The organism is Enterobacter cloacae complex sp. ECL411 (genome assembly GCF_021869665.1).
Classification (GTDB): Bacteria; Pseudomonadota; Gammaproteobacteria; order Enterobacterales; family Enterobacteriaceae; genus Enterobacter; species Enterobacter intestinihominis.
Map to the genome: position 1 here is coordinate 2,461,219 of NZ_CP091486.1, position 12,781 is coordinate 2,473,999.

The window sequence follows — 12,781 nt, forward strand, 5'->3', positions numbered from 1 at the left end:
GCCCGTCGCTGTTCCCTGTTATTCAGGAACCCAAAGCGCATCAGGTCGGGCAGGCAGATTGTGTTTTTCTTTGCACAGCGTCCGTGCATACAGACGCTGTGCAAAAAACTGCGGACAGGGCCCTGTCCGCATGCGACTTACGCGGTGGCGCGTTCGTTCCAGGAATCGGAATGAATGATGTTGCCGTCCTTGTAGGTCCAGGTGATTTTTTCGTAGCGCAGTTCAATCTGCTCGAGGTGGTTGTGCTTCTCGAACGCCGGATCCTTGATGTCGTGCATCTTCGGATTCACTTTCACCAGCTTCACGTTCTCAAGCTTCGTGTTGAAGTACTCCACTTCCTGGCCCGCGTCATTGATTCTGTACCACTTAAATTCCGCAGACTTCAGGGTCTGGCCGGTGGTCACCGCCTTGTACAGGTACGGGCTGGACGAATCGATTTCCTTGGTGAACAGGAACGGGGTGTGGATACGGGTACCGGTCAGCTTGCCGGTGTTATTGTCGGTCGGGATGTACAGGTTGTGCTCCTGGGCCACCACCTCGATGCTGCCTTCACGATCCTGAACGTCCACAGACCCTTTGATGTCCGCGCCGCCGTCGTCCTTCAGCCACAGATAGACTGGTATTGCCATGTTAATTACTCCGTTAAGTTGTTATCAGCGCCATCATCCTGCGATGACGCGGGGGTGTTGCCCGGCAGCTGGCAGGCGTTCGCCTGCGGCACCAGACTGATTTCGACACGGCGGTTCAGCGCCCGGCCTTCCGCCGTGTCGTTGGTGGCGACAGGTCGGCTTTCACCGTAGCCCTGCACCGCAAAACAGCTCTCCGGCACGTCGCCGGTGTCCCGCATCCAGTCGCGCACCGACTCCGCACGCTTCAGGGACAGCACCTGATTGGACTGGTCATCCCCGGTGCTGTCGGTATGGCCCGCGACCACAATCAGCCAGCCGGGTTTCGCCTTGATCCCCACAAGTGAGTTCACCAGCAGCTTTGTTGAGGCGGGTTTCAGCGCCCATTTGCCGGTATCGAACAGCGACATGCTGTCGAGGCGGATGATTTTCGGCGCGACCTTTTCCACAGGCTTTGGTGGAGGAGGTGGTGGCACATATGAGCGGATCGCTTCCAGCACCGGTATTCGCAGACGTTCCCCCCGATAAAGCCCCAGACCCAGCCGGGCCGGTACACCATTGCGTGCATGCTCATCCAGCAGCGCCGCATCCTCGCGCAGCACCTGTACGGCGCTGGCTTTAGGACCGTAATCATCCATGGCGATGCTGTTGTAACGGACAATATCGAAGCTAACGCGTTGCAGCAGCTGGCGGTTGTTCCAGCCACTGCTGAGCAGTGCAGCAATGGTCGCCAACGTGAAGATTCCGAGCGCACCGCGCCAGGTTCGTCCATGCGGTGTCAGGCCTCGTCCTTCTGGCAGTAAAGGGAGGACAAAATTCGGGAACAGGGAAATAACCGTACTGTCCGTTCCCGCCGGCTGCCAGCCAGACACCTGCTGCATCGCAGTATGGCGGGACAACCACGCTGTCCAGACAGAGGTGGCCATGCTTCCGGCCAGGATCGGGCCCAATCCCCACAGAACCGCAACAGGTTCAATGACAGGAATATCGGGGTTTTCATCCATAAGGACAGCGTGGACGTGCTGTTGGAACCAGCTCATCAGGCTGTTCATAAGCACCTGTTGATGCATCGCAGGCGTTCCGCCAGTATTAACCCATTCAGCAACTGAGCCAGGCGCTGAAGTCCCACTCCAGACCTTTACCCCTTCCCCCAGGATCGCCGTCTGCCAGAGCATGTCATTCATCATCGCACTGCCGACCTGTCCATTCAGAACCAGTGGCACAGAATGGCCGGTTGCTTTACGCAACCGACTAATCTGCCAGCGCAGGGCAAGCAAACGACTGGTAAGGCGTTCACTGTCAGGGTGCTGCTGCGGACAAACACTGACCATCACTGACAGCTGACGTCCCCAGTCGGGGCGCAACCACAGTACCTGACGGGCGGCCTGCTCCAGTTCCAGATGATCCTCCACACGGATCCAGCAGCCCTGCGTGACAGTAAGTACCGGTGACTGATGCGGCCAGGCAAGCGGCAGATCGCCACAGACCAGTACCACGGGCTGGCAATAACTGGTTTCAGGCAGGTCCTCCAGACACAGGGTGAAATCGTGCTGCACGCGACGGCAGGCGACAGCCCAGAACGCCATGATTAGCCCCAGTACCGCCAGCAGGACGAGAACGGAAACCAGCCGGGATGCTGGCAGAAACCACAGGCAGACCACTGCACTCAGCAGGGCAGCCCAGAGCGCAAGCCCGCGCTGTTGTGCAGGGCTCATTTCACGGCTCCCGGCAGCAGGGTAAGCAGTGTCTGATCCAGCCAGCAATCCAGTCCCCACCATAATGCGGTGACCACCACCACACTCAGGCCAATGCGCATGGGCCATGAAGCAAGCCAACCCCCTATCCCCCGTCCGGCATGGCTTTCCGCCAGAACGGGATGGGGTTGTGAATAGCTGAACGGCGCAACATGTTCATTAAGTGCATTCATGAGTTTCTGCCGCTCAGGATCGTTCAGGGAGCGGAAGTTGCCGAGGAATCCGAGCATCATGACCCGCTGGAAGCAGGTCACGACAGCGTGGTCAGGAGCCGGTTCACGCAGCACATCGCGCATCCGATCGCACAGCGTGTCACCGGCGTCCATGGTGCCAAGGAAGTGCCCCTGCAGGGGAATGTCATACCACTGCACGCAGGCATCATCCTCCACACAGCGACTCTTAACCGCCTCATCCAGCAGCGCACATTGTGCGGTGAGAATATGCCGGCAGCTGGCTTCATCAAGTTCGCCCGCTTTCAGCTCACGCTGCACACGTTCGACATCAGCAATGCAACGCTCCCACAGCGTGCGCCCTTCTCCATCCTGAAATTTCGGACCGTGACGCAGGCTGATCACCTGCAGCCAGGTATCCTGCAGCAGGGCATCAATATCAATGGCCGCGGCAGCGCCGCGTTTACGCTCACTCATGTTCTCAGCACCGCAAAGAGTTCGAGTTCAGGCTCGCCGAGCATGCCCGGAACGTAAAACATGCAGGTGCCGCCCTGGAGCATTTCAGTGGCCTGAGGATGAGAGACATCAAGACTGAAATACTGATTTTCCAGACGTAACGGAATGGCTGCCGGCACATGGCGCAGCGGGGTCAGCGGCACGCCCACCCGCGATGAATTGACGATACTTCTGACATGATCGGGGCTGCCAACCTTGCACTGGCGCGGGAACTGCTCCTGCAGCTGAGCCACCGGCACCATTGAACGCACGGAGAGGTAGTAATCCGCCCCTTCACGCAGACGCGGATCATGCAGACGGGCCTGCCAGAAGTGCAGCCGGGCATCGTGCTCAAGCTCAATCGCCACCACCCGCGATGGCAGACTGGCTTCCAGAAGGTCCCCCAGTAAATCAAACAGCGGCGGAAATACGTTATTCAGTTGCTCGTGCTGCCAGACCGGGATCGCACTCACCTGGTGCTCCAGCGAGAAGGTCAGCAGGCTGCCCGCCAGGCGGGCTAGCTCCGGATACAGGCGTTCAGGCGGACTTTGCGGATGGCGCTGAAACTGCCCCAGCACGGGCTCAGCGCTGTTGAGGGCATTCAGCAACCAGAACAGCGACACGTCGGCCACGGCAAAGTCTGCCATGCGCTCATTACTTTCCCGTCGCATGGCCATCAGTCGGCTCAGGCGTACACGTAGCTGGATCATCAGCTGTTCGAGCTGGGTTAACAGCCAGCGGCTGCCCTCGATGGCCAGGAGCGGGGGGAGAAACGTCTCATCAGGCTGCCACGCCCCCTGCAGATCCTGCTGCAGGCGGGCAACCGGACAGGTCAGGTAATCGCTGTTGTTCTGATGTGCAAACCGCAGCGTCAGTTCAGGACGCATTACCGCAATCTGGCGGGTATCGTCCCCGAAGGTATTGCGGATATCCTGCCAGCGCTGGCGATAGCGAACAGGACGCCCGGCTACCTCATCGGGCTTAAGACAGTTGCCACCATTCGCGCGCAGCAGCGGAAGCGCGAGCATCACTACCACCTCATTTGATTCACTCTCCAGCGCGAGAACCGGTGGCAGATCGTCAGCATTATCCGTGTCGATAAGCGTCCCGTCGGGGAAACGGATGTGCAGATGGCGGGCCTGCAGGCGGCCCAGTTTCAGTGCATCCGGTTCGAAAGTGGCTTCAATCACTCCCCAGGGATGGGAGAGACCTAACCGGGCGATGCATTCCGCAGACCAGGCCGCATACGCGGCCTGTTGCTGGAAGTGCTGGGGAGAGACCATCTGGCCCCTGCCCCATAACGGTTGTTCCGTTTTCATGCTTCCTGCCTTACGTTACGCTTTCGCTTTCGGCATCTGGCTCACCAGAGACAGGTTCACATCCATGCCTTCCACCTGGAAGTGCGGCACCGCAAACAGCTTCACGCGGAAGAAGCCCGGGTTGTCTTCGATATCTTCCACCACCACCTTCGCGTCACGCAGCGGATGAGATGCCTGCAACTCATCGCCCGGATCGGTCATTTCCGTCACCAGACTACGCACCCAGGTATTCAGCTCCAGCTCCAGCAGACGGCGGTCCTTGGTGGTGCCGATGTTCTCGCGCTGGATGAGCTTCAGATAGTGCGCAATACGCGACAGCAGGAAGATGTATGGCAGACGGGCGTTGATGCGGCTGTTGGCCGTGGCATCTGCGGTGTCGTACAGCGCCGGTTTCTGCGCGGAGTTCGCCGAGAAGAAGCAGGCATAGTCGCGGTTTTTGTAATACGAGAGCGGAATAAAGCCGAGGTTGGCGAACTCAAACTCGCGGGTCTCCGGGATCATCACCTCAGACGGGATTTTCACCTGGTTGCCGGTACCCAAATCGTACAGATGAATAGGCAGATCTTTCACCGCCCCGCCCGCCTGCGGGCCACGGATCTGCACGCACCAGCCGTTATTGATGAAGCTCTTCACCATGTTTGACGCGAAGGAGAACGACGCGCTGGTCCACAGGTATTTCTCATGATCCGGGCCTTTCACCTGCTCAACGTAGTTAAAGCTGCGCACCGGTACGGTGTCCGGGCCATACGGCAGACGCCCCAGCACGCGTGGCATCACGAGGCCGATGTAGCGGGCGTCGTCAGTATCGCGGAAGGATTTCCACTTGATGTATTCAGCGCGGTCGAAGTAGTTGCCGATATCCTTAATCGCAGCAACCTCTTCCATAGAGTCTTTCAGGAAGAATTTCGGGCCGACAGAGCCAATAAACGGCATGTGTGCGGCGGCAGACACTTTCGAGATGTTGCGCAGCAGCGCCACATCCTGCGGACTGGCGTCAAATTCATAGGATGAAATCACTGAGCCAATCGGCTCGCCGCCCGGGGTGTCGTATTCGGCGGTATAGGTGTGCCAGTAGAGGCCGCTCTGGATCAGTTCCGGTGCATCCTCAAAATCCTGGCGCAGGTCGTCCTTGGAGACGTCCAGAATTTCGGTTTTCACATTCTGGCGGTAGTCGGTGTTGTCCACCAGCTGCTTCAGGCCGCGCCACAGGGACTCCACCTTCTGGAACGCCTGGTGATGCATTACGGCATCCAGCTGACGGCTGATCTGGAAATCCAGTTCGGCGATATGGTGGTCAATCAGCGTTTTGTCGAGCTTCTCCACGGGCTGACCGGATTTGCGGATGCAGTCCATAAACACCTGCATCGCCGCCGTCAGGCGTTCACCCGCCGGCGCGTCAGAAAGCGCGGCATCATCCAGAAACGCATTGATATCACCCAGGCTCGAGGCCGGAGTCAGGTTGATTTTTTCAAACAGGGAGGCGTAAACGCCCTCTTTTTCCAGTACGATGGTCTGCCCCTGCGCGGAGGCGGTTTCACTATTCACAGACATCAGCATATTCCCGGTTAATCCATTAAATTACACATGCCGCTTATTTCGGGGCCAGTGCACTCATTTCGTCGCGTAATTCCTGAGACAGCGCCGGGTCCTTAAGAATTTTCTCGAGTTCTTTTCTGAAAGTGGCGTTATCAAGAAGATTGGATTTGAGGTCGCGTAATAAATTACGCATGGCCAGCATGGCGCGGAGCTGGGGGATCTGGCGGGCAACCTGTTCAGGTTCGAAATCCTTAATATCGGAGAAATTCAGTTTTATACTTTCCTCAGAACCATCGACAGCCATGGTGTTAGGCACCGTCAGATTAACCTCCGGGTTAAATTCCGAAAGTACGCTATTAAAGTTATTTTTGTTGACGTTGATTTTCTTCCTTTCGGACAATGGACGATTCTCTTTTCCATTACTGAAATCACCGACAGTGAGAAGTTTAAGCGGCAGTTCGACTTTCTTCTGCGCGCCGCCTGTATGCAACGCCAGTTTTAAATTTATGCGTGCCTTGGGCACCTCATTCTGAAATGAATCGGCCATAGCAGTCCCTTTCTTTGCAAGAAATACGAGTTAAGTGAGTGACGGGTCTTTACAAAACCATATTAGAGCAAAAGCCCATTCATGATCAACTTTTCAGATCAAAGATCTGTATATGGATTTTTCTTAAGAATTTTCCACTAATCAGTAGTATTTATAAATTCCAGATATAAGTGGCACGCAGAAAGTATTAACCATTTATTCACAATAGATTAGCAGGAACGTCTGCCTTGATAGAGAATATTGAATTCATTGCCACCTGTCGTTGAATAATTGATTTATATCAATGCTGATTTAAGCATCAGCTGCAAAATCGCAGAGACATATCATCTTATTCAATAAACCTCCTGAATATGGAAAAATCCTAAATCGGACAAAAGTCAGGTTTTAAATAGCAGGAATTAAGCTATTACATGGAGGATGTATAAATGCTTGCACGCTTTTCAATAAACTGGAAAAGAGATGTCGTTCGAAGCATTCATCAAAAGAATAAATGATTTTTTATGAAAGGAATTTTGATAATAACTAGCCTGTAGGTACCATGAACCGTGTGTTCAGGCGCTTAAGCGATGTATAGCTATTTGCCAAAACCACTTAAGCGCCTTTCCTGTTTTTTAATGCTTTTCAATATACATTGTACGACTGTACGCAACATCCTCTGGGTTATTTATCGGATACCCTTTAACCCAGGGCTTAATGAGGCGGCCATTGGTGTATTGATAAATAGGGGCTATCGGCGCTTTCTCGGCGAGGATCTTCTCGGCCATGTTGTAGTCTGCATTACGCGCTTTTTCAGTGGTTTCGAGCGTCGCCTGATGAATAATCTTATCGTAAGCAGGGTCGTTGAACCGTGAGATGTTGCCGGTGTGAGAGGACGTCAGCAGCGACAGGAATGTCGACGGCTCATTGTAATCCCCTACCCACGACGCACGGATCACGTCGAAATTCCCGGTATTGCGGCTGTCGATGTAGGTCTTCCATTCCTGATTCTGCAACTTAACGTCAACACCCAGATTTTTCTTCCACATAGATGCGACGGCAATGGCGATTTTCTGGTGGTTTTCAGACGTGTTGTACAGCAGCGTTAATTTCAGCGGGCGCTGGGGACCATAGCCTGCCGCCTGTAATAACGTTTTCGCCTGAGCATTTAGCTCCTGCTGCGACATCTGCTCAAATGGCGAGATTTCCGGTGTAAAACCGGCAGTGACATCGGGAGTGAAATGCCAGGCCGGTTTCTCACCGGTTCCCAGGACTTTTTCAGCCATAATACGTCTGTCGATAGTCATGCTGAGCGCCAGACGTACGCGGGCATCCGCAGTTGGGCCTTTTTGTGTGTTAAACGCGTAGTAATAGGTCCCAAGCTGTGGCGGTGTATAAACCTGTCCCGGAATATCTTTAAGCAGCTTCTGGTACATGTTTTTCGGAAACGATTCTGTAATATCGATATCGCCCGCCAGATAGCGTTTGGTCGCTGAGGACTCCTGGTTGATTGGCACAAAGGTGACTTTTTTAAGCACCGTGTTGGCGTTATCCCAGTAGTGAGTATTCGGCTCAACCACCAGTTTTTCATTCACCACGCGATCTTTCAGCACATACGCACCGTTGCCGATGAGCGCGCCAGGGCGCGTCCATTCTTTACCGCTTTCCACGTTTGCCTTTTGAACAGGATAGAACGCAAAGCTAGCCGTGAGGTTGCTGAACCATGGCAGCGGTTTATCCAGCTGCACGCGCAGAGTTTTAGCATCGACTGCCGTCACGCCGAGCGTTTCCGGTGCAGCTTTACCATCAATAATGGCCTGCGCATTATTAATACCCGCCAGCGCTGCAAACCAGGCGAAAGGTGACGTAGTTTTAGGATCAACCAGACGACGCCAGCTGTAGACAAAATCTTGTGCCGTAACAGGGGTACCGTCAGACCACTTCGCGTTATCCCGCAACGTAAACGTCCAGACACGGTTATCGTTGCTCTGCCAGCGCGTCGCCACGCCGGGAACCAGCTCCCCTTTTTCGTTCTGATTCACCAGCCCTTCATAAAGGTCGCGGATCACCTGTATCTCGGGTAAACCCACCGCTTTTGCCGGATCGAGCGAGGCGGGTTCATCTTTAATGTGTCGAACCAGCTCCTGCTTTTGCGCCAGCTCCGTTCCCCTGGGAACCTCCGCGGCATATGAAAGTGAAGAAAACCCGCACAGCCACAGCGCAGTGCAAAGAAGCGAAACAGGATGCTTCATACGATCCCCTTAATGATGTCAGGTAACAGGCAGATGCGTAATTATTTGTTTCGAAACGGAGAAATGCAAATGCTTCCTCAGGAAAGTTGATGTCAGGCAATTTTACACACAGACGGAAACTATTTGATTAAGCGCGGGTTTTGCACAACACTGCCAGAAGCGACTTCATCATCAGGGTTTATTATGGCAACCACCCGACCAAGAACGGAACGCGGCGCCTTCCCGCCCGGGACTGAACATTATGGCCGCTCATTTTTAGGCGCCCCACTGATCTGGTTTCCGGCTCCCGAGCCCGATCGCACTAGCGGCTTAATCATTGCGGGCACACATGGCGATGAAAACTCGTCCATCGTGACGCTTTCGTGCGCGCTACGTACGCTGGCCCCCGATTTACGACGACATCATGTGATTTTGACCGTCAACCCGGACGGATGCCAGCTTGGATTACGGGCGAATGCACGAGGCGTTGACCTTAACAGGAACTTTCCGGCAGCAAACTGGCGTGCCGGTGAAACGGTGTATCGCTGGAACAGTTCGGCGCAGGAACGAGATGTGGTCCTGCTTACGGGAGAAAAACCGGGTTCCGAGCCCGAAACCCAGGCTCTGTGCCAGCTTATTCATAAGATCCACCCGGCCTGGGTTGTCTCTTTCCACGATCCCCTCGCCTGTATTGAAGATCCTCGTCATACAGCGCTCGGGCAGTGGCTGGCGGATGCGTTTGCTCTACCTCTGGTAACCAGCGTCGGGTATGAAACGCCCGGGTCGTTTGGCAGCTGGTGCGCGGACCTCAGTCTTCACTGTATCACTGCAGAGTTTCCGCCTATTTCCTCGGATGAAGCGAGTGAAAAATACCTCAGAGCGATGACAGATCTTCTGCGCTGGCAGCCTCAAAGATGAAGTACGCCGGAGGTAAAACTCAGGGCGGGTGAAACGTCAACCGCCAGCCAGGTTGGGCCATCCAGATCGGCAAAACGCACGCTGTTCACCAGCGGGAGTGCAGCACCGATCGCTCTGGACGTGCACAACATACAGCCCAGCATCAGGGAAAAGCCTTGCGCCTGCGCATCCTTTGCCAGTGACAGGGCCTCGGTTAACCCACCCGTTTTATCCAGCTTGATGTTCACCATCTCGTAGCGGCCCTTGAGGGCTGACAGGCTCTCACGGGTATGACAGCTTTCGTCTGCACAGACGGGAAGCGGATGAATAAAATTCGCCAGCGCGGCATCGTCTTCTGCCGGGAGAGGCTGCTCCAGCATGGCAACGCCCAGATCGGCAAGCAGCTGACAACGGGCTGCCAGCCCTTCGCTGTGCCATGATTCGTTCGCATCGACGATAAGGGTGGCATCAGGTACCGCCGCACGAATGGCGACCATGCGTTCGCTAATCAGACGATCGTCGAGCTTCACCTTTAATAAGGTTGCACCGGTGGCATACAACGCCTGAGCGCTGGCGGCCATTTGCTCTGGTTCACCGATGACTACCGTTTGCGCGGTGACGATCGATTGCGGCAGCGTAACGTCCAGCAGCGAAGGTAGCGGTTTTTGTTGTTTCGCCGCTTCCAGACTCCAGAGTGCGCAGTCAATCGCGTTACGTGCCGCGCCGGCCGGCAACCTCTGCTGAAGAGCCTCACGCGTCAGGCCCGCCTGCAACTCGGGCACCACCGTCATAATTTGCGCCATGACTGACGCCAGGCTTTCTCCGTAGCGAGGATAAGGGGTACATTCCCCGACGCCTTTTACGCCGTCCTCTTCACATTCAACCACGACCACGCAGGCCTCATTACGGCTGCCGCGCGAGATCACAAACGGGGTGTGCAATGGCCAGGCTTCTTCATAGACCTTAACGCTTCTCATCACTGACTCCTTGCAGGCCGGAAAGGCAGAAAATTGGTTTGCCGTGCTAACTGCGGATGACATACACTAGCCACGACGTTAACTATTTGTAAACAGGAAGATATCTATGTCACAACTCGTTCATTTCCAGGGCAACCCGGTTGCTGTTGCAGGTTCCATCCCACAGTCTGGCAGCAAAGCACAGCCTTTTACTCTGGTGGCTAAAGATCTGTCTGACGTCACGCTGAGCCAGTTTGCTGGCAAACGTAAAGTCCTGAACATTTTCCCAAGCATCGATACGGGCGTTTGTGCTGCATCAGTGCGTAAATTCAACCAGCTGGCGACCGAAATGGACAACACCGTAGTGCTGTGCATTTCTGCTGACCTGCCGTTTGCCCAGTCCCGTTTCTGCGGCGCTGAAGGCCTGAGCAACGTCATCACCCTTTCCACTCTGCGCAGCCCGGATTTCCTGGAAAAATACGGTGTTGCCATTTCCGAAGGCGCGCTGAAGGGTCTGGCTGCTCGTGCGGTGCTGGTGATCGATGAAAACGACAACGTTGTTTTCAGTGAGCTGGTTAACGAAATCACTACCGAACCGGATTACACCGCTGCACTTGAGGCACTTAAAGCCTAAACGTAAAAAAGCCTCTGCAAAGAGGCTTTTTTATTTATTCGTCACCCTTCTTCTGATTTAACCCATACTCGCGCAGCTTATTCGCAATCGCGGTATGTGACACCCCAAGACGTTTAGCCAGCTTGCGCGTGCTCGGATAGCTGCGATAAAGCTGCGTTAACACCGAACGCTCGAAACGGCTGGTGATGTCATCCAGCGAGCCTTCCATTGCCTCTTCGCCTACCGAGACCGTCCCGGCATCGTAATCCGGCAACAGAATATCCTGAGGACGCAGTTCATACCCTTCAAGCTGAGTTAATGCGCGATAGACCGCATTTTTTAGCTGACGAATATTGCCCGGCCAGCCGTAACGCGTCAGCACGGTACCCAGGTCGGCAGAGAGCTTCGGACGCGGCACGCCCTGCTCGTCGGCAAAACGGGCGACGAACAGTTCCGTCAACGGCATGATGTCCTGCGGGCAATCGCGCAGCGGCGGAATATTGAGCGTCAGAACGTTGAGACGATAGTAGAGATCTTCGCGGAATACTCCTTTCTGCACCAGCTCCACCAGGTTTTTCTGGGTGGCGCAGATGACGCGTACATCCACGTGCACTTCATGATCTTCCCCCACGCGGCGGAACGTACCGTCATTGAGAAAACGCAGCAGTTTCGCCTGCATGCGTGGCGACATTTCACCAATCTCGTCCAGCAACACCGAGCCGCCATTCGCCTGTTCAAAGAAGCCTTTTTTGCCTTCCGGCGCATGCCCGAACAGTTCACTTTCCACCGCATCTTCAGGAATAGACGCGCAGTTCAGCGCCAGATACGGTTTTGCCGCACGCGGGCTGGCCATATGCACAGCATGCGCCAGCAGATCTTTCCCCGTACCGGTATCCCCGGTAATCAGCAGCGGTGCCGTAAGATTTGCCAGCTTGCGCGCCTGGTCGAGCACGTGACGCATCTTCGGGCTCACCGCAATAATCTGGCTGAATGCGCCGACGTCCTGGCTGGAAAGGTTCTGTAACTGGCGTCCCATGCGCACCGTGGAGCGCAGCATGATTACCGCGCCGGTGAGCACCCGCGCGGCATTTTCCCCTTTCAGGTAGACCGGCGTGATCTCCATCAGGAAATTCTGTCCATTGATGACGACGTGCTCGCTATGGGTATTTTGCGGGTTGCTGTCCAGCCAGCGCTGGAAATTAAAACCTGGGATCAATTGCGTGGCGTGATGACCGATAAGCTTTTCCTGAGTCTGCGCAAACAGCTGGCAACTGGCCTGGTTAACGCGCTCGACTTTGTTTTTCAGATCGAGAGAGAGAAACGGCTCCGGCATTGCTTCCAGCAGTGCGCTCAGCGCAAGGTGTTCCCGCTCGGATGGCATCCAGGGGATGGTGCGTACATCCGTAACGCCAGCGATACGGCGGATTTCGGCCATCAGGCTACTGAATGTATTAAATTCAATTTCGGCAAAATTGAGGTAAATTCGCCCGACAGGGTCGATCTCTATGCCACGTAAATCAATGCTACGTAAAACAAGAAGATCGAGTAACTCGCGGGTCAGACCGAGACGGTCCTCACAAAAGACTTCCAGACGCATGGGAAATTCACCGTTTAAGCCAATAACAGTAAAATGATATGTCAGATCACGGTATTCGGGAAGG

At 55.0% G+C, this 12,781-nt stretch carries 11 protein-coding genes; 2 read left to right on the forward strand and 9 right to left on the reverse strand.

Annotated features, from left to right (window positions below; all coding sequences use genetic code 11):
- Positions 1-137 precede the first annotated feature (137 nt).
- The 7 genes from hcp to L3069_RS11740 all read right to left on the reverse strand — a co-directional run bounded on the left by hcp (position 138) and on the right by L3069_RS11740 (position 8,675).
- Complete coding sequence (gene hcp, locus L3069_RS11710; protein WP_009653685.1) at positions 138-629, reverse strand: type VI secretion system effector Hcp; 492 nt, start codon at positions 627-629, stop codon at positions 138-140.
- A 5-nt stretch (positions 630-634) separates the two neighbouring features.
- Entirely contained in the window at positions 635-2,341 is a 1,707-nt protein-coding gene (locus L3069_RS11715) for an OmpA family protein (protein WP_038416146.1), read from the reverse strand.
- A complete protein-coding gene (gene tssL, locus L3069_RS11720) occupies positions 2,338-3,027 on the reverse strand; it encodes a type VI secretion system protein TssL, short form (protein ID WP_100167871.1) in 690 nt (229 codons plus the stop codon). The genes L3069_RS11715 and tssL overlap by 4 nt, the downstream gene beginning before the upstream one ends.
- Positions 3,024-4,364 (reverse strand): type VI secretion system baseplate subunit TssK, encoded by a 1,341-nt coding sequence (tssK, locus tag L3069_RS11725; protein ID WP_022648283.1) that lies wholly within the window; start codon positions 4,362-4,364, stop codon positions 3,024-3,026. Before tssK ends, tssL begins: the two co-directional genes overlap by 4 nt.
- A 15-nt stretch (positions 4,365-4,379) precedes the next feature.
- Positions 4,380-5,921, reverse strand: coding sequence for a type VI secretion system contractile sheath large subunit (gene tssC / locus L3069_RS11730; protein ID WP_072202206.1), 1,542 nt, complete (start codon positions 5,919-5,921; stop codon positions 4,380-4,382).
- Positions 5,922-5,955: 34 nt separating this feature from the next.
- The gene (tssB, locus tag L3069_RS11735) at positions 5,956-6,447 is read right to left on the reverse strand and encodes a type VI secretion system contractile sheath small subunit (protein WP_023300236.1); all 492 of its coding nucleotides are present in this window, start codon (positions 6,445-6,447) and stop codon (positions 5,956-5,958) included.
- A gap of 611 nt (positions 6,448-7,058) precedes the next feature.
- Positions 7,059-8,675, reverse strand: coding sequence for an ABC transporter substrate-binding protein (locus L3069_RS11740; RefSeq protein WP_022648286.1), 1,617 nt, complete (start codon positions 8,673-8,675; stop codon positions 7,059-7,061).
- 183 nt (positions 8,676-8,858) lie between these two features.
- Here L3069_RS11740 and mpaA point away from each other — a divergent pair, with 183 nt between their 5' ends.
- On the forward strand, positions 8,859-9,572 hold the full coding sequence (gene mpaA, locus L3069_RS11745; protein WP_022648287.1) for a murein tripeptide amidase MpaA: 714 nt from the start codon (positions 8,859-8,861) through the stop codon (positions 9,570-9,572).
- On the opposite strand, the gene ycjG is transcribed toward mpaA, so the two are convergent.
- On the reverse strand, positions 9,563-10,528 hold the full coding sequence (ycjG, locus tag L3069_RS11750; protein WP_038416147.1) for an L-Ala-D/L-Glu epimerase: 966 nt from the start codon (positions 10,526-10,528) through the stop codon (positions 9,563-9,565). The two genes, mpaA and ycjG, sit on opposite strands and share 10 nt — an antisense overlap.
- A 106-nt stretch (positions 10,529-10,634) precedes the next feature.
- Between ycjG and tpx the strand changes: the two genes are divergently transcribed.
- Positions 10,635-11,141 (forward strand): thiol peroxidase, encoded by a 507-nt coding sequence (tpx, locus tag L3069_RS11755; RefSeq protein WP_003856889.1) that lies wholly within the window; start codon positions 10,635-10,637, stop codon positions 11,139-11,141.
- Positions 11,142-11,175: 34 nt separating this feature from the next.
- Here tpx and tyrR read toward each other — a convergent pair whose 3' ends face one another.
- Positions 11,176-12,717: a transcriptional regulator TyrR gene (gene tyrR, locus L3069_RS11760; RefSeq protein WP_023300239.1), complete on the reverse strand. Its 1,542-nt coding sequence runs from the start codon at positions 12,715-12,717 to the stop codon at positions 11,176-11,178.
- Positions 12,718-12,781: the final 64 nt, after the last annotated feature.

Coding starts and splice junctions, on each gene's coding strand:
- hcp (WP_009653685.1), bottom strand. CDS start 629: ATGGCAATACCAGTCTATCTGTGGCTGAAGGACGACGGCGGCGCGGAC.
- L3069_RS11715 (WP_038416146.1), bottom strand. CDS start 2,341: ATGAGCCCTGCACAACAGCGCGGGCTTGCGCTCTGGGCTGCCCTGCTG.
- tssL (WP_100167871.1), bottom strand. CDS start 3,027: ATGAGTGAGCGTAAACGCGGCGCTGCCGCGGCCATTGATATTGATGCC.
- tssK (WP_022648283.1), bottom strand. CDS start 4,364: ATGAAAACGGAACAACCGTTATGGGGCAGGGGCCAGATGGTCTCTCCC.
- tssC (WP_072202206.1), bottom strand. CDS start 5,921: ATGCTGATGTCTGTGAATAGTGAAACCGCCTCCGCGCAGGGGCAGACC.
- tssB (WP_023300236.1), bottom strand. CDS start 6,447: ATGGCCGATTCATTTCAGAATGAGGTGCCCAAGGCACGCATAAATTTA.
- L3069_RS11740 (WP_022648286.1), bottom strand. CDS start 8,675: ATGAAGCATCCTGTTTCGCTTCTTTGCACTGCGCTGTGGCTGTGCGGG.
- mpaA (WP_022648287.1), top strand. CDS start 8,859: ATGGCAACCACCCGACCAAGAACGGAACGCGGCGCCTTCCCGCCCGGG.
- ycjG (WP_038416147.1), bottom strand. CDS start 10,528: ATGAGAAGCGTTAAGGTCTATGAAGAAGCCTGGCCATTGCACACCCCG.
- tpx (WP_003856889.1), top strand. CDS start 10,635: ATGTCACAACTCGTTCATTTCCAGGGCAACCCGGTTGCTGTTGCAGGT.
- tyrR (WP_023300239.1), bottom strand. CDS start 12,717: ATGCGTCTGGAAGTCTTTTGTGAGGACCGTCTCGGTCTGACCCGCGAG.